The sequence below is a fragment of the Streptomyces sp. NBC_00859 genome (assembly GCF_045161865.1).
Lineage (GTDB): Bacteria > Actinomycetota > Actinomycetes > Streptomycetales > Streptomycetaceae > Streptomyces.
In genome coordinates, this window is record NZ_CP108826.1 from 470,853 (window position 1) to 488,459 (window position 17,607).

General features: G+C 71.1%; 15 protein-coding genes. 5 read left to right on the top strand and 10 right to left on the bottom strand.

Annotated elements, in window-relative coordinates; translation table 11 throughout:
* Positions 1-41 precede the first annotated feature (41 nt).
* The 3 genes from OG584_RS02200 to OG584_RS02210 form a co-directional block, all read right to left on the bottom strand.
* Positions 42-338, bottom strand: coding sequence for a gas vesicle protein (locus OG584_RS02200; protein WP_405774405.1), 297 nt, complete (start codon positions 336-338; stop codon positions 42-44).
* Between the two features lie 422 nt (positions 339-760).
* Positions 761-1,150 carry a VOC family protein gene (locus tag OG584_RS02205; protein WP_405774407.1) on the bottom strand — a complete coding sequence of 130 codons (390 nt, stop codon included), beginning with the start codon at positions 1,148-1,150 and terminating at the stop codon, positions 761-763.
* A 123-nt stretch (positions 1,151-1,273) separates the two neighbouring features.
* Positions 1,274-4,186 carry an AAA family ATPase gene (locus tag OG584_RS02210; RefSeq protein WP_405774409.1) on the bottom strand — a complete coding sequence of 971 codons (2,913 nt, stop codon included), beginning with the start codon at positions 4,184-4,186 and terminating at the stop codon, positions 1,274-1,276.
* A 238-nt stretch (positions 4,187-4,424) separates the two neighbouring features.
* Between OG584_RS02210 and OG584_RS02215 the strand changes: the two genes are divergently transcribed.
* From OG584_RS02215 to OG584_RS02225, 3 genes are all read left to right on the top strand, one after another.
* Positions 4,425-5,072: a papain-like cysteine protease family protein gene (locus OG584_RS02215; RefSeq protein ID WP_405774411.1), complete on the top strand. Its 648-nt coding sequence runs from the start codon at positions 4,425-4,427 to the stop codon at positions 5,070-5,072.
* 8 nt (positions 5,073-5,080) lie between these two features.
* Positions 5,081-5,947: a hypothetical protein gene (locus tag OG584_RS02220; RefSeq protein WP_405774413.1), complete on the top strand. Its 867-nt coding sequence runs from the start codon at positions 5,081-5,083 to the stop codon at positions 5,945-5,947.
* Between the two features lie 307 nt (positions 5,948-6,254).
* Complete coding sequence (locus tag OG584_RS02225) at positions 6,255-6,704, top strand: SRPBCC family protein (protein ID WP_405774415.1); 450 nt, start codon at positions 6,255-6,257, stop codon at positions 6,702-6,704.
* 17 nt (positions 6,705-6,721) lie between these two features.
* Here the strand turns inward: OG584_RS02225 and OG584_RS02230 are convergent, their stop codons facing one another.
* A complete protein-coding gene (locus OG584_RS02230) occupies positions 6,722-7,213 on the bottom strand; it encodes a hypothetical protein (protein WP_405774417.1) in 492 nt (163 codons plus the stop codon).
* A 119-nt stretch (positions 7,214-7,332) separates the two neighbouring features.
* Between OG584_RS02230 and OG584_RS02235 the strand changes: the two genes are divergently transcribed.
* Positions 7,333-7,968 carry a hypothetical protein gene (locus tag OG584_RS02235; protein ID WP_405774419.1) on the top strand — a complete coding sequence of 212 codons (636 nt, stop codon included), beginning with the start codon at positions 7,333-7,335 and terminating at the stop codon, positions 7,966-7,968.
* A gap of 238 nt (positions 7,969-8,206) precedes the next feature.
* On the opposite strand, the gene OG584_RS02240 is transcribed toward OG584_RS02235, so the two are convergent.
* On the bottom strand, positions 8,207-9,589 hold the full coding sequence (locus OG584_RS02240; RefSeq protein WP_405783827.1) for a hypothetical protein: 1,383 nt from the start codon (positions 9,587-9,589) through the stop codon (positions 8,207-8,209).
* 423 nt (positions 9,590-10,012) lie between these two features.
* On the opposite strand from OG584_RS02240, the gene OG584_RS02245 reads away from it, so the two are divergent.
* A complete protein-coding gene (locus OG584_RS02245) occupies positions 10,013-11,035 on the top strand; it encodes a LacI family DNA-binding transcriptional regulator (RefSeq protein WP_405774421.1) in 1,023 nt (340 codons plus the stop codon).
* Positions 11,036-11,053: 18 nt separating this feature from the next.
* On the opposite strand, the gene OG584_RS02250 is transcribed toward OG584_RS02245, so the two are convergent.
* From OG584_RS02250 to OG584_RS02270, 5 genes are all read right to left on the bottom strand, one after another.
* Positions 11,054-11,707 (bottom strand): lactate utilization protein C, encoded by a 654-nt coding sequence (locus tag OG584_RS02250; protein ID WP_405774422.1) that lies wholly within the window; start codon positions 11,705-11,707, stop codon positions 11,054-11,056.
* Positions 11,704-13,200, bottom strand: a complete 1,497-nt coding sequence (locus tag OG584_RS02255; RefSeq protein ID WP_405774423.1) for a LutB/LldF family L-lactate oxidation iron-sulfur protein — start codon at positions 13,198-13,200, stop codon at positions 11,704-11,706. Before OG584_RS02255 ends, OG584_RS02250 begins: the two co-directional genes overlap by 4 nt.
* A complete protein-coding gene (locus OG584_RS02260; protein WP_405774425.1) occupies positions 13,197-13,952 on the bottom strand; it encodes a (Fe-S)-binding protein in 756 nt (251 codons plus the stop codon). The genes OG584_RS02255 and OG584_RS02260 overlap by 4 nt, the downstream gene beginning before the upstream one ends.
* A 41-nt stretch (positions 13,953-13,993) precedes the next feature.
* A complete protein-coding gene (locus OG584_RS02265; protein ID WP_405783829.1) occupies positions 13,994-15,382 on the bottom strand; it encodes a rhamnulokinase family protein in 1,389 nt (462 codons plus the stop codon).
* A 148-nt stretch (positions 15,383-15,530) separates the two neighbouring features.
* Positions 15,531-17,570, bottom strand: a complete 2,040-nt coding sequence (locus OG584_RS02270; protein WP_405774427.1) for a bifunctional aldolase/short-chain dehydrogenase — start codon at positions 17,568-17,570, stop codon at positions 15,531-15,533.
* Positions 17,571-17,607 lie beyond the last annotated feature (37 nt).

A 17,607-nucleotide genomic window follows, 5' to 3' on the forward strand; every position in this document is an offset into this window, starting at 1 on the left:
GGAGCCGAGGCAAACTCACCGCGGCCGGACCGGATTTGTTATCAGCGGTCGATCTGGCCCTTCGCATACCGGCGAACTCGCTCGTACCCCAAGAGCTGACCCTGTGCGTCGAGCGAGACACGGTACGTGGCCATAACGCTGGCGGTGTCCGGTACCTTTTCGATCTCCGTCACCTCCACATCCGCCGACCAGCCGTCTTCTGTGGCCTTCACTGCGGACACGGAGCTGGGTTCGCGCTGCAACATCTGCGCCAGCTGCTCAGCGGCTCGCTGCATTGCAGTGGAGATGTCAAGACGCTCCGGGCTGCCTTTGCTGTTCTGGCTCTCCGTCGTTGCCATGATCCCGCCCGTCGTACGTCTTCTTGTGGACTCCGGTGGACTTCGGCTGAAGTCCGGTACGCCGTTCGTTCACGGCTGGTGAACGCGTGCCCTTGGGTTGCGAACCTATTCATGTCAGGGACGGAACTTCCGGATTACATCCGGCAGGGACCAATCCGACGCACTCCCGGCACCGAATTTGCAGGGGGATCCGTACGCACGGCCTGCAATTGCATTGCGGTACTGATCGGGTTCAGCGCCAGGCCGGCCCGCCCCGTGAGCCCGAGAGCGCAGGCGCCGGCCTCGGACTCACGGCAGTACGGCCGTACCACTCCGGTCGAGTGGTACGGCCGTATGGCGAACGCCACAGTTTGGCGAGGGATGCTCCCTGCCCTCTGTCCCCTACGGGCCCGGCTCGGTGGCGGGGCCGCGCGGGGCCGTGCTCACCGAGGAGGCTTCGAGGCCACGAGAGCGAACGAGTGCCCGGCGGGATCGGCGTACATACGCACGTCGTGCCGGCCTCCGTTGTCCTTGGTGTCCAGCGGCCGCGCGCCGAGGCCGATCGCCTCGCGTTCGGCCTCGTCCATGTCCTCCTGGGACACGAGGATGCGCAGATGCGCCTGCGAGGCGTCATCGGGCCTCGGCCAGCTCGGCGGAGCGTAGCCGTGGTCCCTGTGGACCGCGAGATGGACACCGTCGTTCCCGATGATCTCCATGACATCCGGGTCGGACCCCATGCGCGTTTCCGCTCCGAGCAACTCGGCGTAGAACTCGGCGAGTTCCGCGTGTTCGGAACAGTCGAGAACAAGCACGGTCTCTTTCGGAACTGCCATGGCCCCCCTGCTTTCGGTCTCCCGCGCTTCCTTGTCCGGCTGGGGAAGCGCCTACCCCCGCCGGTAACCGGCACACCCGGCCCACGGAGTGAGGTCTCGGATGAGCCGACTCTGCCGTGTGCCTCAGAGCGAAGGCAGCCCGGCGCCGCCTGCCGGACGCGCGGCAGACCTGGACGCGAGGAGCTGAGGTGCCGTGCGTCCGTGCAGCAGGACGCCCAGTTCGGTACGGGAGCGGACGCCGGCCTTGCGGTAGATCCGGGTGAGGTTGGCCTCCACGGTCTTCACCGCCAGGAACAGGCTGGTGGCGATCTCGCGGTTGGTCGCACCCGACGTGACCATGGTGGCTACCCGGTATTCCGTGGCGGTCAGCGCGTGAATGATCCCGCCTTCCGGGTTCTCGCCGGCATCACACCTCTCCAGCCGGGCGAGTTCGGCGGTCGCCTGATGCAGCCAGGCGTGTGCCCCGCACTCCCGGAACACCGTGGCAGCCTGCTGCCACGCGGTGGCGGCCGGAGTCGTACGGCGACGGCGTCGTTCGACGGCGCCAAGGGCGAGCAGGTCCCGGCCGTATTCGATGCGCAAGCCGTGCCCGCGGTGGCAGTCGGCAGCCTGGCGCAGTACGGAGACCGCCTGCCGCGCGCCGTCCCTGCCGGTGGCCGCAGCACCCTGCAACGCCTCGGCGCGGCGCAGCGATGCGGCCACCCCGCCGCGGCCCAGCCGTTCGGCTGCGGCGAGCGCCGCGCCGGTCAGGGCCGCGGCCCGGGTGTACTCACCGACGGCGACCAGCGCCTCCGCGAGGTCGACGGCCCAGGGAACAGCCAGCGGGTCGACGATGCCGCGCCGCTCGGCGATCTCGCGTGCCCTCTCCAGGCTCTCGACCGCACCCGCGGGGTCCTGCGACCGGAGCTGCACATGTCCGAGCGAACACAGGGCCAGCGGTAAAAAGATCTGATCGTGCCTGGCCAGGGAGGTCCGGACGCCCTCACGGGCCAGCGCGGCCGCCCGCGTCAGGTCACCGCCCGCCGCCTCGGCAAGTGCGACGCTGTGGAGCACCGGACCGTGGCAGACACCGATCTCGCGGCTGAGACGGGTGACCTCGTCGGCCGACGTGAGGGCTGCCGCACTGCGGCCGGCCCGCAGATCCACGTCGATCAGGGCACAGAGCAGGAAGATCACGTCCTCCACCGTGCCGCTGTCCCTGGCGCGCTGGAGCAGGGACGCCAGCTCGGCAGCGGCCTCGCCGTGCCGGTCCGCGAACAGGTCCAGTCTCGCTTTGATGGCCCGCGGGCCGTTGTGACCACCGGAGAGACCGCTGTCCTGGGGCATCGAAAGCGCTCGCGCCAGTGGCTGCCGGGCGTCGCCGCGTCCGAGCACGGCGGCGGTGAACGCCTCCAGGGACAGCGCCATGAGCTCCGTCGTACGGTCCTGGGCACGGCACGCGAGCCCTGCGGCACGCGCTGCCTCGACCCGGGCCAGTGAGGTCTCACCGTCCGTGATGTGCGCCCGAAGTGCGCGTGCGTAGTGCAGTTGCGCGTGCAGCCCCAGGTCGTCACCGGCGCTCACCAGCATCTCGTCGAAGATATACGCCGTCTCGTGGAGGTCCTGATTGGAGGCGTGGATGACGAGGACGCAGGCCTGGACTCGCTGCGCGGGTGACGCCCTGCCGGACAGGACGCGGCGTGCCAGCTCCCGGGTGAGTTCGTAGTCGGCCGCGTCGTACGCCAGTTGGGCACCGGTCAGGGTGCGCTCGGCGACCAGTGCGCCGCGGTCGGCCGGGGTCCGTGCGACGGCCAGCCTGCCCAGTAGCGCGGCCGTCCCGGTCGCTCCGCGGCGGCGCGCCTGCTCCGCGCCTGCCGCGAGGGCCGAGGCGAGTTGCCCATCCGGCCCCGAGGTCGCCAGCGCGATATGCCGTACCCGCTCCACCGGGTCGGTCTCCGTCCCCGCCAGCAACGCGTGCGCCGCCCGGCGTTCGGCGGCGCAGCTCTGGAGGGCGGCGGCGACCATCGGGTGCGTGAAGGACAACAACTCGCCCTTGACGGTGAGCAGTCCGGCCCGGCACGCCGATGCGACCGCCCGGTCGACGTCACCCTCGTGCACCGCCTGGCCTGGGAGACACGGCGCGAGGGCCCTCCCCCGCTCCCGGTCCCGGCCGGGGTCCGCGGGAGAGCCGACTGCCCGGCGCAGACGCCGGAGCGTGGGCCGGGCGGCGACGGCCGTCAGCAGAAGCACCCACCGGGTGGCCGGATCGAGCTCGCCGAGGGGCCCGCCCACCAGGGCCCGCAGCTGTCCGGTGAGCGGCAGGGGCTCCTCCCTGACGGGCAGTTCAGGCAGGGTGGCCACGGCGCGAGTGAGTTCCAGGGCGAACAGCGGGTTCCCGGCGCTGACCTCGTACACGGCACGCAGCAGCCAGTGCGGCAGCCCCGGGTGGCCCGGCAGCACCGCGAGTTCCGGGAAGGACAGTGGCGGCAGCAGAACCTCTCGGGCCGCTGCCGGGCAGAGTGCGGGGCCGGCCACGGGCGCGGTGCCGGGCATGGTCGTCTCGGTCACGAGTATCCGCACGTGTGCCGGGTCGAGGCGCCGGACGGCGAAAGCAAGGAGCCGGGCGCTCGCGCGGTCCACCTGGTGCGCGGCGTCGATCACCAGCACGACCTGACGTGTGGCGCCGAGTGTCCCCAGCATGGACAGTACGGCGAGGCGCAGCGCGACGGGATCGGGGCCCTTCGGAGGTGTCTCCTGCCGGCGCAGTGCCTGGCGCAGGGCCGAGAGCTGGGGCTCCGGCAGGACGAGGAGCCGGTCGTCGGTGACCTTACGGAAGAGGTCGGCGAGTGCCGAATGGTCCAGCTCGCTCTCGGCATCCTCCGGTCCGGTGAACAGCACCAGGTCGCCGTGTTCGCGGCGCCGCCCGGCGAATGACCGGGCGACGAAGCTCTTGCCGATGCCGACGGGACCGTGCAGCAGGGCGCCTCCGTGCGTCGCGAGTTCGGCGTCGAGCCGCTCCAGCACGTCGCTGCGTTCCCCTTGCGCGGCGTTGAACATGCGTCCCCATCTCGCCGGGAGCACCGGCGATGTCAGCGACCGCCGCTGTCCATTCCCTGCCGGTGGTGAATGGTGACGCGCACGGCATCGGCAGTCAAGAGGTGTGGACCGCGGCCTTCCGCTCGTTGCGGGGGAACCCCTTGTTCTCCGTCGCAAGGGGTGCCGCGCGGGTTCCGGGACTCCTACGGTCCAGACGTTTCAGTCACATCCCACCTCCACCCCCACGCAAGGAGTGACGATGGCTCTGCGGAAACGCGGCACCCCGCCGGACCCTGCCGCTTCGGCTCCGGTCTCCGGACGCCGCAGCCGGAACCTCTTCCCGGCGGGCCTTGCTGCCGTCGGACTGCTCATACCGTGCGCCGCGAGCGCCACGGCCGCCGATCACAGTCCGCCGTCCGGATCGGCTGCCGGTCGGCTCGACTTCAGCGAACTGACCCAGACCCAGGACGAGTGGTGCTGGGACGCCACCGGTCTGTCCATCGCCCAGTTCCTCGGCTACGGCAGCGGCGTGAACCAGAACACCTTCTGCGACTACGCCCGCGGCCTCCCCGCCGGGTCCCCCTGCCCGAACCAGCCCGGTGAACTCACCGACGTGCAGAACGGCTGGTCCGGGACCGGTATGAGCGACGTCGGACAGGTCACAGGACCGGCTTCCTTCAACACCGTGGCGCAGTCGGTCGACGCCGGCTCCCCCGTCGAGGTCGGCATCTACTGGACCGCGGGTGGCGGGCACGCCAACGTCCTGTACGGGTACGACGCGAGCAGCCAGTCACTGATGTACGCCGACCCGTGGCCCACCAACCCGAGGTACGGCGAGATGGATTACAACTCCTACGTCAGCAACTCCCAGTTCCAGTGGGGCCAGTCACTCTACGGCGAGAGCTGAGGCGCACGATGACCCACCGCGAATCGCACCCCCGCACCCGTTCCCGGCTGCTCGCTGTCTCGGTCGCGGCGGCAGCCCTGGCACTGGCCTCGGGCACCGCCTCCGCCGCGTCCGGCCCAGCCTCCGTGCCCGGACCGTCGAAAGCCGACCTGGCAGGTGCCGCGTCGGTGGCATCCGGTCCGCAGGCAGTCGACAGCCTGTCCACGTTCTTCGCCCATCTCGACACCCGGGCCGCCGGCGGCACCGGCCTGGTGCCGCACGCCGAGAAGGCCCCGGCCGCCGCGTCGGCCGCTGAGCATCCCCGCCTCTCCAGTACGGCCCAAGCGGTATTCGTTCTCAATCCCGCTTTCGTCAAGGGCAGTTCGGCCGGGGCGCCGGTCGCACGGTTCGCTTTCGCGGCCGTCGGTGCGACCTCGGCCAAGGGCAGGGAAGCGAGCGTCTGGGTGGGCAGGAACCAGCACACCGGGCGCTGGTCCGTCATCAACAGGATCTCCGGCTCGGACGAGGCCGCCTACCCGCAGCGGGGCAGAGGCGACCTGGTCTTCTCCGAACCGCAGACGGATTCCTGGTACCGCGTCCACGGCAGCCGTGTCCTGCCGCTGAACAACTCGGCACGCCACGAGGTCGGCGCGGCCGGTGCCTCACTGTCCGCCTACCAGAAGCTCGTGCACGGCCGGTACGCCGACAAGATGCCGGGGTCGGCCTATCAGAAGGCGGGCAAGCTGGGCGGGTTTCCGACCGGGGCATCGGCGGCGCCCACCGGGGACCGCGCCCCGTCGGGCACATCGGCCGAACTCGCGGGCGGCGGCCTCGCGGCGGCCATCGTCTGCGCCGGCGCCTGGCTGCTCCACCGGAGGCGCCGGACCGCCGGCTGACCGGGCTACGGGCTGACCGCTGCCCGGAGCCGGTCCCACGGCACGGCGCGAAAGGGCGGAGGGCACCTCGACACGGGTGCCCTCCGTTTCCGACTCCCCCGAGCCCGAAGGCGGGCGGCCCCCGGCGCGGACCGTGGCCGCGCGACGACGGGCGGCGCGGCCGATGGCCGCCCGGGTGGACGGCGGGCAGGCGCCACCGGCGCCCCTGCGTACGGGTGTACGACGACGTTTGTCCCTCCGGGGCGGGGTACTGGTGTTGTTTCCTGTACGCGAGGGCTCGGCCCCTGCCCCATCCGAGAGGAACAGCGTGATCAAGGTCGAACGTGTCATCCAGCTGGCTCATTCCCCGGAAGAAGTCATCTCCTACCTGGCTGATTTCTCCAGGACCGAAAGCTGGGACCCGGGCACGGTGAGCTGCCGGCGTGTCGGCTCCGGCCCCCTGGTGGTGGGCGCACAGTGGCAGAACGTCTCGGAGTTCCGGGGGCGGCGGACCGAGCTGCGCTACACGCTGACGCAGCGGGACGCAGACCGGCTGGTGTTCACCGGCCGCAACAAGACGGCTACGTCCACCGACGATCTGAGCGTCGAGGCGCAGGGCGAGGGCACGCGGCTGACGTACCGCGCGCGAATCGCCTTTCACGGAGTCGCGCGCTTCGCGACGCCGTTCCTGAAGGGTGAGTTCGAGCGGCTGGGCGACGAGGTGTCCGAGCGGCTGCCGACCGCGCTGGACCGCGACCTGGGCTCAGCGTCACGCTGAGAGGTACGGCTGTCGCGTCAATCCGACGCCGGTCCGGGTTCCGGCAGTTGCAGCGGGAGCGCCTCGGCGTCGTACCGGGTGCCCGCTGCCAGCGCCCGAGTAAGTACGGAACGGTCGGTGACGCGGTCGGCACGGACGACGATGTCGGCTCCGGCGGGCGTGAGCAGTGACCGGCTGAAGACGATGACGGCCCACGCGTCGTCCTCGCCCATCTCCCGCACCTCCCACACACTAGTCAGCGCCACCAGCAGGCCTCTGCCCCGCCAGCGGTAGACCGTGCCGGGGCGGGAGGTCAGCCGGGTGTCCGTACCCGGGATACGGCGTGACCTGCCGCGCGCCCGGTACCCCACCTCGTCCCGCATCCTGGGCGCATCCGGGCCCCCGCCGGGCAGCGGTGTGTAGGTGAATGTGGGCTCGGTGCGCTTTCCCCCGAGCCACATGGGAAACGACGAACACACGATCTGCCACGTTCCGGCAAGCCGTTCCGGATTCGCATCGACGTGATCCATGGCAGGGAGCCTACGTCCCCGCCATCTCGGTGCCGCGAGCCGCGGAACCGGCGTCCGGCCCTTCCCGCTCGTGTGTGACAGCGCCCGGCATGCCGCAACTGTCTGTAGGGTTCGCCGACATGCACAGCGTACGGGTGGTGTTGATCGGCGGTACATCGAACACCGGGAAGTCGACGGTTGCCCAAGTGGTGGCGGAGACACTGGGGTTCGCGTACCGGTCGACCGACGGACTGGCACGTCACCCCGGGCGGCCCTGGCGGACGCCGGAGCGGCAGGTGCCGACGCACGTGGCGGAGCATTACCGGTCGCTCACGGTCGACGAGCTGATCGCGTCTGTTCTCGACCACTACGAACGGCTGTGGCCCCGTGTTCAGGAGCTGATCACGGACGCCGCGGCCGGCCGGGGCAGCGGTGCGGGCCTGGTCCTGGAGGGGTCGGGGCTGTGGCCCGCATGGGTCGCGGGCCTGACGACCCCTCGGACGGCCGCCGTGTGGCTCACCGCGGCGGACACCGTGATCCGCACCCGGATCCACGAGGCGGGCCGCTACGCGGGCGCCTCGGGCGGGGAACGGCACCTGATGGACAAATTCCTGGCTCGTACCGTGCGCTGTCAGACGCTCATGCTGGACGACGTCAACGGCCTGGGCCTCGACCGGATCGACGCGGGAGACGGCCGGTCCGTCGAGGATCTTGCCGGGGCGGTACTCGCGGCAGCCGACACGCAGTACGCGGTCGGGCGGTCGTCCGCCGGGTGAGGACCCACGGGCGAGCCGGTCCGGCGGCGATGTGACGTCCGGACGCCGGCATTCCCCCAGTCGGATCGGAGCCGCCCGGCCCAGCAGTCCACTTGACGGCACTGCCGATGCCTTCGTCCGCGGCTGCCGTGCCATATGCGCACGACCTGCCTGACAGGCACTGGCCTGATGACGGAGACCATGGCTGGGCCGGCACAGCCTTCTCCGGTTCGCAGTGCACTCCGTTCTCAGCCGGGTCTCACTGCGCGGTGATCCGGAGGATGCCCGTGACCGTGCCCTGCAGGTAGGCGCCGTCCGGTGCCACGGTCCCGGCCATTTGCAGTGTGTCGTACAGGGCCCCGATTCCGAGCAGTTTGCTGCGGAGGACCCGCCCCGTGGACGGGTCGATCTCCGCATACCGGTACGGGTCGAGCAAGCTGGTCCCTGTGGTACCGGGGATGACCGGATCGCGCAGCACCGTGTGCAGTTTCCCGTCCGCCGTGGACAGTTTCGGTACGGCTGCCGAGCGCACCTTGTTGTCCCAGACGAGGTCGCAGCCCGATCCGTCGGCGCGGACGTCCACCCGGCTGAGCCCTCCCGCGAAGGGCGCGGAGGCGGGCACGCTGTCGCCCGCGCCTTCGGGCACGGCGGGATAGGGATAGCCGTAGGTGCCGGCGACGAAGACGCTCCGGCCCGCCCCGATCGGGGAGTTCTCGCTGCCGGGGCCGTGGGAGGCGAGGAGCACAGGGACCGAGCACACGTTCTCACCGGTCGATGTGCGGTAGACCTTCAGCGCGACCGCGGAGTCGGCGTTGTCGACGATCGTGACGTAGTCAGTGCCGTCGGTGGGTCCGAAGAACGTGGGTGTGGAGCCACTGCCCCAGCTCAGCATGCCGGGTTTCCGTGCCTGGCCCCGGTCGTACGCCTGCCTCCAGGCGACCGTCGGCGTGCCGTCGGCGGACGCCCTGAGCAGGTAGGTGGCGTGCGTGGTGGTCACCGCCGTGCCTTGCGGGGCGGTCGAGATGCTGTTGGCGATCCGCTCGCCTGCGGGGAGCCTGACGGACCGCACCGTCCCGCTGGTGTCGTCCGCGGTACCGACCACGCCACCGCCGGTGGCGAACCAGACACGCCCCTGCCAGTCCGGCGAGAGGCCCGTGACGGCGTCGTCCCCGGGCACGGCCGAGGCCAGCGAGAGACTCCTGTCGACGGTCAGCCGCCATGTGCCGGAGGCGTCACGGTGGTGCCCTATGCGCAGCAGCGAGCGGCTGCCGTCGACGACGACGAGTCGGTTCAGGTTGTCGATGTAGGCGTATACGCCACCGAGCAGTGAGCCCTTGGTGAGGGCGAGCGTGGTGAGCGAGGCACCGGTGTGCGGATCGAGGAGATGCACCGTGGGCACCTGGCCGAGGATGGGCGTGCACAGGGCCACGGGGTAGTCGTCGGACCCGACCAGCACGGTGGGGCACGCGGACAGCAGCCCGTTCCGCTCGGACGAAAGGTTTCCGGCGCCCGGACCGGCGAGCGGGGTGGTGTCGGACGAGCCCGTGTCGCCGTGCATGGTGGCGGTTCCCGGTGGCCCCGCGTACGGGTTGGCCGGAGGTACGGGTGTGTAGGGCGCGGCAGGGGCGGCGGCGGCAGGCATACCGGACACCAGCAGGGCCGCTGCGGCGAGCAGGGCGGCCTGCAGCGTGGGACGCCGGACGCCGGAACGTCTCGCGCGGGCACGCCGGACGGTCAAAGGCACGGGTGTCTCCATTCGGTCGGCCCGCTCGACGCGAACCGGAAGAAGCGCGGGCGAGGCGGATTCCCTCCGCTCCCCGAGTGGAGCCAATCATCTGCGCGGCCCCGCCGGCAGACCATGCACGGAGGATGAAGAACGTGTGACAGCGGACTTCGGGTGAGCGGCCCGGCGCATGAGGTACCGCCGCACGGCGGTTGTGCGGCGAGACGGCCGCATTCGGAGCGGGTGAGCCCGCCGGCGGCCGCTCCCCACGTAAACTCACCGGGGGATCACGGGCAGTACCCCTGCTCCTGACACTGATCGCTCTGCTGGAGGTTCCGCCCGATGACATCGTCCGTGGGTATCAAGGACGTCGCCCGCGCCGCCGGGGTCTCCGTGGGGACGGTCTCGAACGTCATCAACCGCCCGGATGCCGTCGCGGAAGCCACCCGGGCCCGCGTCCTGTCGGCCATCAAGAACCTCGGTTACGTCCGCAGCGAGTCCGCGCGGCAGCTGCGCGCAGGGGACAGCCGCATGATGGGCCTGCTCGTCCTCGACATGGGCAACCCGTTCTTCGTGGACGTGGCGCGCGGCGCCGAGCGGACCGCGCGTGCGGCCGGACTCGGTGTGATGGTGTGCAACAGCGCCCAGAGCCCCGCCGAGGAGGCCGAGTATCTGTCCCTCTTCGCCGAACAGCGGGTGCGGGGACTGCTCCTCACCCCTGCCGACGCGACGGGCCGCAACATCGAGGGCTTCCGCCGCCACGGCATCCCGTTCGTCCTGGTCGACCGGGTGTCCGAGGGCACGTCGGAGTGCTCGGTCTCGGTCGACGACGTCGCCGGCGGAGCCCTCGCCGTGCGCCACCTCGTCGCCGAGGGCCACCGCAGCATCGCCTATGTGAGCGGCCCGCCCGCGCTCAAGCAGGTCGAGGACCGCCGGGCCGGCGCACTCCAGGCCCTCGCCGAAGCCGGCCTGCCGGCCGCAGCGCTGCACGAACTGCCCAGCCGGCGCCTCGATGTGACGGCGGGCCGTGACGCCGGTGCCCGGCTTCTGGGCCTCACCGACCGGCCCACCGCGGTGGTCTGCGCCAACGACCTGCTCGCGCTCGGTGTCCTCCAGGAGATGTACGCGGCCGGGGTACGGGTCCCCGAGGACGTGGCGATCGTCGGCTACGACGACATCGAGTTCGCGGCTGCCGCTGCCGTCCCGCTCACCTCCGTACGGCAGCCCGCCGTCACCATGGGCGCCATCGCCGGTGACCTCCTCCTGGCGGAGATCGACGCGATGGACGGCGAGGGCCACGAGCACCGGCGAGTGGTGCTCCAGCCGGAACTCATCGTGCGCCGCTCCAGCCTGCGCCCGCACTGACGGCTACGGACGGCGACATCAGCCGCCCAGCAGCACCACCTCCAGCGTGCGCGGACCGTGCACCCCCTCGACCCGGTCCAGCTCGATGTCGCTCGTGGCCGACGGGCCGGAGATCCAGGTCTGCGGACGTGCCGGGTCGAGGCGTTCGAGCGCCACCGGGACCGACGTGACGACCTGGTCCGGGACCCGTACGACACAGATGTGGTGGTCGGGGACGAGAGTGATCCTGCGCCTCCCCTGGTCCGGTCCGCCGTCCAGGACGAGCGTGCCGGTCTCGGCGATCGCGACCGCGCAGCCGGTGACGACGCTGTCCGTACGGTCGAGCCGCGCCGGGGTGTCCGCTGCGAGGTCCCGGACGCGGACCGGGCCCGCGCCGGGCAGCCACCCGGGCGGCAGACCGGGCGGCACCAGAACCGTCCGCGAGCCGTTCGCGGCGAGCAGCCGGCTCAGCAGGTCCGGCAGCTCTCCCGCCTCCGTACGGTGTACGACCGCCCGGTAGTCGGCCAGGTTCCGGGCGAGCAGTTCCACGGTCTGTCCGCAGGTGCGCTCACCGTGCTCGCGCAGATAGCCCCGGGTGACGGCCCTCTCGTACGGCTCCGGCGGCTGCTGTCCGCCGGACCCCGTGCCCAGCGCCCGCCGTACCCGGCCCAGGACCACGTCCCTGCTGCTCATACCGTGCCCTCCCCGCCGGTCTTCCCTCGCTGAGTGCGCTGCCACCAGTCCCTGAACGGCTCCCCCGGCAGCTGCGGCAGGTCCCGGGTCCCGCTCCACGCACGGCCGGGTCCCGGCAGCTTCCGAGGATGGAACCGGCGGGTACGCGAGGCGGCCCGCTGGCCGGCCCGGAGCACTCCGGGCCGGCTGAAGGCCCAGCGTGCCGCCCGCATCGCGGCCCGCTCGGCGGTGTGCCCCTTGGCGGGCCGTACTGTCACCTTCGCACCGTCGCGGGTGGCATCACCGCCCTGCACGACGCGCTCCCGCAGATGAACGAGGACCTCGGGGATGTCGATGGCGACAGGGCACACCTCGTAACAGGCCCCGCAGAGACTGGACGCGTACGGCAGCGACGCGTCGATCTCGCTTGTGGTTCCGCGCAGTTGGGGGCTGAGAATGGCACCGATCGGGCCGGGGTAGACGGAGCCGTAGGCATGTCCGCCGGCCCGCTCGTACACCGGGCACACGTTGAGACACGCCGAACAGCGAATGCAGCGCAGAGCCTGACGGCCGACCTCGTCGGCGAGGGTGTCCGTGCGGCCGTTGTCGAGGAGTACCAGGTGGAAGACGCGCGGCCCGTCCGCCTCGGCGGAGCCGTTGGTGCCGGTCCACATCGAGGTGTACGGGTTCATGCGCTCGGCAGTCGACGAGCGGGGCAGCGTCTGGAGGAAGACCTCCAGGTCGCGCCAGGACGGCACGGTCTTCTCGATCCCGACGACCGAGATCAGTGTCTCGGGCAGCGTGAGGCACATCCGGCCGTTGCCCTCGGACTCCACGACGACCAGCGTGCCGGTCTCGGCGACCATGAAGTTGGCGCCCGAGATTCCGACCTTCGCGCGAAGGAATTTCTCACGGAGATGGAGCCGCGCGGCCTCGGCCAGTTCGGCGGGCGTGTCGGTGAGGCCTTCGGGGGCCGGGCGCCCCCACTCGCCCATCTCCCGCTCGAAGATGTCGCGGATCTCGCCGCGGTTGCGGTGGATGGCCGGTACGAGAAGGTGCGACGGCCGGTCCTTGCCGAGCTGCACGATGAGTTCGGCCAGGTCGGTCTCATAGGCATGGATGCCCTCGGCCTCCAGCGCTTCGTTCAGCCCGATCTCCTGGGTGGCCATCGACTTGACCTTGACGACCTCGGTCTCGCCGGTCTCCCGCACCAGACCTGTCACGATCCGGTTGGCCTCCTCCGCGTCGGCCGCCCAGTGCACCTGACCGCCGGCCGCCGTGACCGACTTCTCCAACTGCTCCAGGTAGGTGTCGAGGTGGCGGAGCGTATGGTCCTTGATCTGCTTTCCCGCCTCGCGGAGCTCCGCCCAGTCCGCGAGTTCACCGACCGCCTGGGCGCGCTTGTCGCGGATGGTGTGGGTGGCGTGCCGCAGATTGGCGCGCAGCGTCGGGTTGCCGACGGCCTCGCGCGCGGCGTCAGGGAACGCGGGCATGCCCACGAAGGTGCCGCTCATATCAGGGGCTCCTCTTCCGTGCTCGCGAGTATCTCGGCGATGTGGACTGGACGTATCCGCGTACGCAGCCGGGTCATGGTGCCGCCGATGTGCATCAGACAGGAGTTGTCCGCGGCGCACAGGATTTCCGCACCGGTCGACTCCGCGCTGCGCACCTTGTCGTGCCCCATCGCGGCCGACACCGCGGAGTTCTTCACGGCGAAGGTGCCGCCGAACCCGCAGCACTCGTCGGCGCCGGGCAGTTCCACGAGGTCGAGGCCGCTGACGGCTTCGAGCAGCCTGCGCGGCCGGTCACCGAGACCGAGGGAGCGCAGGCCGTGGCAGGTCGGGTGGTAGGTCACCCGGTGCGGGTAGTGGGCGCCGACGTCCGTCACACCGAGCACATCCACCAGGAACTCGGTGAGCTCGTACGTCTTCGGTACCACCGGCGCGAGCACCGCTGCGAGGTCCGCACCACGGCCCTCGGCCCGGGATCGTGAGCCCATACGCGGATACAGCTCGCGCACCATGGCTCCGCACGACCCCGAGGGGGTCACGATCGCGTCGTACTCACCGAACACCTCGGCGAAGTGCCGGGCGAGCGGCTCGGCCTCGTGGCGGTATCCCGTGTTGTAGTGCGCCTGCCCGCAACAGGTCTGGCCCATCGGGAAGTCGACGTCCACACCCAGACGGGTCAGCAGTCTCACCACCGCGCGGCCCGTGTCCGGATAGAGGGTGTCGTTGACACATGTCAGAAAGAGCGCCACACGCATCGCAGCCCCATTGCTTCGGTCGTCGGACGGGTTGCTGTACATCACCGGCCGTGCACCCGGCGCTCGGCGGCACACCACGCAGTGGCGTTGCCCCGTGGTTCGTAACGCACCAACGGCTGGGTGCGGGCCAGGAGTTCACGCATCGCGGCCCGGTCGCCGAGCAGGCCGTACGCGCGCGCCTGGACGAGAGCGTTACCGAGGGCGGCCGCCTCGGCGGGGCCCGCCACGACGGGGAGGCCGCACGCGTCGGCGGTCAGCTGGCACAGCAGCGCGTTGCGGGCCCCGCCTCCGACGATGTGCACCACATCGACGGGATGGCCGGCGAGCCGTACGGCCGCGCCGATCGTACGGCGGTGCGCGAGGGCCAGTGAGTCGAGGATGCAGCGGACCATCTCGGCATGGGTGCCCGGCACGGGCTGCCCGGTAGCCCGGCAGGCGCCGGCGATCCGCTCGGGCATCCGGCCCGGCGCGAGGAACATGGTGTCACCCGCGTCGACGACGGATCTCAGCGGCGGCACGTCGGCCGCGTCCCGCAGCAGCGGGGCGAGGTCCGGGCCACCCCACGCACGCAGGCACTCCTGGAGCAGCCACAGGCCCATGATGTTGCGGAGGTAGCGGACGGTGCCGTCGAGGCCGAGTTCGTTGGTGAAGTTGGCGGCCCGGCTCGCCTCGCTCAGGACGGGCGCGTCCAGTTCCAGACCGGCGAGCGACCAGGTGCCGGTGCAGATGTACGCGAAGCGCTCCGTCGTGGCGGGCACCGCGGCCACGGCGGACGCGGTGTCGTGGGAGGCGACAGCGGTCACCGGAACAGGCCCGGTCAGGCCGGTCTCCTCCAGGACGTGCGGCAGCAACCGACCCGCCGGGTCGCCGGGCCGGCGCAGTGGCGCGAACATCCCGAGGCCGATGCCCAGCCGCTCGGCGATGCCGTGGGCCCAGTCACCGGTACGCGGATCGATCAGCTGTGTGGTGGAGGCGTTGGTCAGCTCGGTGCCCGGCCGGCCGGTGAGCCAGTAGGACAGCAGGTCCGGGATGAGCAACAGGCTTTCAGCCGAGTCGAGTTGTGCGGTGCCCTGCGCGGCCACCAGCTGGTAGACCGTGTTGAAGGGGGCGTACTGCAGCCCCGTCGCCGCGTACAGCTCGGCGGCCGGCACCTTCTGCCACACCTGCTCCGCCACGCCGTCCGTACGGCTGTCGCGGTAGTGCACCGGGTTGCCGAGCAGCGCCCCGTCCCCGTCGAGCAACCCGTAGTCGACGGCCCAGCTGTCGATGCCGACGGATGCCACCTGACCGGCAGCCCGGAGCCCGTCGAGTACGCCCGCGTACAGCGACAGCACATCCCAGTGCAGGGTGTCGCCCGTGCGCACGGGCCGGTTGGGAAAGCGGTGGGCCTCGGTCAGGTCCAGCACGTCCGGGCCGGCCCGGACGGTCATCACGCGCCCGGTGGAGGCGCCGAGGTCGACAGCGGCGAAGGTCTGGGAGTCGGTGGGTGGCACGGGGTCCTCGCGGAGGGCTTGTCGGGTGCGGGACGGCGGCCGCGCGGTGCGGTGCGCGGCCGCCGTGACATGGGGTGGGTACGGGTCAGCGCAGGAACGCCGCCGCGACGCCCGCGTCCACTGGGATGTGCAGACCTGTGGTGTGGGTCAGATCCCCGCCGGTCAGGGCGAACACCGCGTTCGCCACGTGCTCCGGCAGCACCTCGCGCTTGAGGATGGTGCGCTTGGCGTAGAACTCGCCGAGCTTCTCCTCCTCGATCCCGTACGTCGCCGCGCGCTGCGCGCCCCAGCCGCCGGCGAAGATCCCGGAGCCGCGCACCACGCCGTCCGGGTTGACACCGTTCACGCGAATACCGTGTTCGCCCAACTCGGCTGCCAGGAGCCTGACTTGGTGCGCCTGGTCGGCCTTCGTCGCGGAGTACGCGATGTTGTTCGGGCCGGCGAACACCGCGTTCTTGGAGGCGATGTAGACGATGTCACCGCCGAGGGACTGCGCCTGCATCACCCGGGCAGCCTCACGCGACACGAGGAAGGAACCACGCGCCATGATGTCGTGCTGCAGGTCCCAGTCCCGCGCCGTCGTCTCGAGGAGCGGCTTGGAGATGGAGATGCCCGCGTTGTTGACCACCAGGTCGACGCCGCCGAAGGCCAGCGCGGCGGCCTTGAACGCCTCGGCGATCTGATCCTCGGACGTCACGTCCACGGTCACGGCGACCGCCTTGTCGGCGCCGCCCAGTTCACCCGCCACGGCAGCGGCGTTGTCACCGTTCAGATCGGCGACCACCACACACGCGCCCTCCGCCACCAGGCGATGCGCGATCGCCTTGCCGATGCCGCTGCCCGCCCCCGTCACCAGGGCCACCCGCGTCGCCAGCGGCTTGGGCTTCGGCATGCGCCGGAGCTTCGCCTCCTCCAGCTCCCAGTACTCGATGCGGAACTTCTCGGACTCCTCGATCGGCGCGTACGTCGAGACGGCCTCGGCTCCGCGCATCACGTTGATCGCGTTGACGTAGAACTCGCCCGCCACCCGTGCCGTCTGCTTGTCCTTGCCGAAGGAGAACATCCCCACCCCGGGCACCAGCACGATCGCCGGATCGGCTCCGCGCATGGCGGGCGAGCCGGGCTCCGCATGCCGGTCGTAGTAGGCGGCGTACTCCTCCCGGTACCCGGCGTGCAGTTCCCTGAGCCTGGCGATGGCCTCGTCGGGCGACACGCTGGGAGGCAGGTCCAGGACCAGCGGCCTGACCTTCGTACGGAGGAAGTGGTCCGGACACGAGGTACCGAGCGCCGCCAGACGGGGGTGCTCGGCGCTGGCGAGGAAGTCGAGGACGGTCTCGGAGTCGTTGAAGTGGCCCACCTGAGGCCGGTCCTGGGAGGCCAGTCCCCTGATCGCCGGGGCCAGTTCCGCGGCCCGTTCCCTGCGCTGAGCGGCACCCAGGGCCGCGTACCCCTCGACCACGGGGCCGAAGGGCTCGGCCTTGCCGTGCTGGGCGAGGAACGTCTCCGCCGTACGGATGATGTGCAGTGCGTTCTGCTCGCACTCGTCCGCCGTGGCACCCCACGCGGTGATGCCATGGCCCCCCAGCACACAGCCGATCGCCTGCGGGTTGGCCTCCTTGACGGCCGCGATGTCCAGCCCGAGCTGGAAACCGGGGCGCCGCCACGGCACCCACACCACACGCGCGCCGAAGCACTCGGCGGTCAGCTTCTCGCCGTCCGCGGCGCAGGCGAGGGCGATCCCCGAGTCGGGGTGGAGGTGGTCGACGTGGGCGGCGTCCACCAGGCCGTGCATCGCGGTGTCGATGGACGGCGCGGCACCGCCCTTGCCGTGCAGGCAGTAGTCGAACGCGGCGACCATCTCGTCCTCGCGCTCCACACCGGGATATACGTCCCTGAGCGCCCTGAGCCTGTCCAGGCGCAGAACGGCGAGTCCGTCGGCAGTGAGCGTGCCGAGGTCTCCCCCCGAGCCCTTGACCCACATCAGCTCGACATCGCCGCCGGTCACCGGGTCGGTGCCGGGCCCCTTCGCGGAGGTGTTTCCGCCCGCGTAGTTGGTGTTGCGCGGGTCGGCACCGAGCCGGTGCGAGCGGGCCAGCAGTTCTTGGGAAGGGGTGGCGGAGGCCATGAGCAAGTCCTTATGAGGTGAGGGATGTGGGTGTGAA

Excerpts from the sequence above, each read along its gene's own strand:
- OG584_RS02200 (WP_405774405.1), bottom strand. The coding sequence starts at position 338 with ATGGCAACGACGGAGAGCCAGAACAGCAAAGGCAGCCCGGAGCGTCTT.
- OG584_RS02205 (WP_405774407.1), bottom strand. The coding sequence starts at position 1,150 with ATGGCAGTTCCGAAAGAGACCGTGCTTGTTCTCGACTGTTCCGAACAC.
- OG584_RS02210 (WP_405774409.1), bottom strand. The coding sequence starts at position 4,186 with ATGTTCAACGCCGCGCAAGGGGAACGCAGCGACGTGCTGGAGCGGCTC.
- OG584_RS02215 (WP_405774411.1), top strand. The coding sequence starts at position 4,425 with ATGGCTCTGCGGAAACGCGGCACCCCGCCGGACCCTGCCGCTTCGGCT.
- OG584_RS02220 (WP_405774413.1), top strand. The coding sequence starts at position 5,081 with ATGACCCACCGCGAATCGCACCCCCGCACCCGTTCCCGGCTGCTCGCT.
- OG584_RS02230 (WP_405774417.1), bottom strand. The coding sequence starts at position 7,213 with ATGGATCACGTCGATGCGAATCCGGAACGGCTTGCCGGAACGTGGCAG.
- OG584_RS02235 (WP_405774419.1), top strand. The coding sequence starts at position 7,333 with ATGCACAGCGTACGGGTGGTGTTGATCGGCGGTACATCGAACACCGGG.
- OG584_RS02240 (WP_405783827.1), bottom strand. The coding sequence starts at position 9,589 with ATGCCTGCCGCCGCCGCCCCTGCCGCGCCCTACACACCCGTACCTCCG.
- OG584_RS02245 (WP_405774421.1), top strand. The coding sequence starts at position 10,013 with ATGACATCGTCCGTGGGTATCAAGGACGTCGCCCGCGCCGCCGGGGTC.
- OG584_RS02250 (WP_405774422.1), bottom strand. The coding sequence starts at position 11,707 with ATGAGCAGCAGGGACGTGGTCCTGGGCCGGGTACGGCGGGCGCTGGGC.
- OG584_RS02255 (WP_405774423.1), bottom strand. The coding sequence starts at position 13,200 with ATGAGCGGCACCTTCGTGGGCATGCCCGCGTTCCCTGACGCCGCGCGC.
- OG584_RS02260 (WP_405774425.1), bottom strand. The coding sequence starts at position 13,952 with ATGCGTGTGGCGCTCTTTCTGACATGTGTCAACGACACCCTCTATCCG.
- OG584_RS02265 (WP_405783829.1), bottom strand. The coding sequence starts at position 15,382 with ATGACCGTCCGGGCCGGCCCGGACGTGCTGGACCTGACCGAGGCCCAC.
- OG584_RS02270 (WP_405774427.1), bottom strand. The coding sequence starts at position 17,570 with ATGGCCTCCGCCACCCCTTCCCAAGAACTGCTGGCCCGCTCGCACCGG.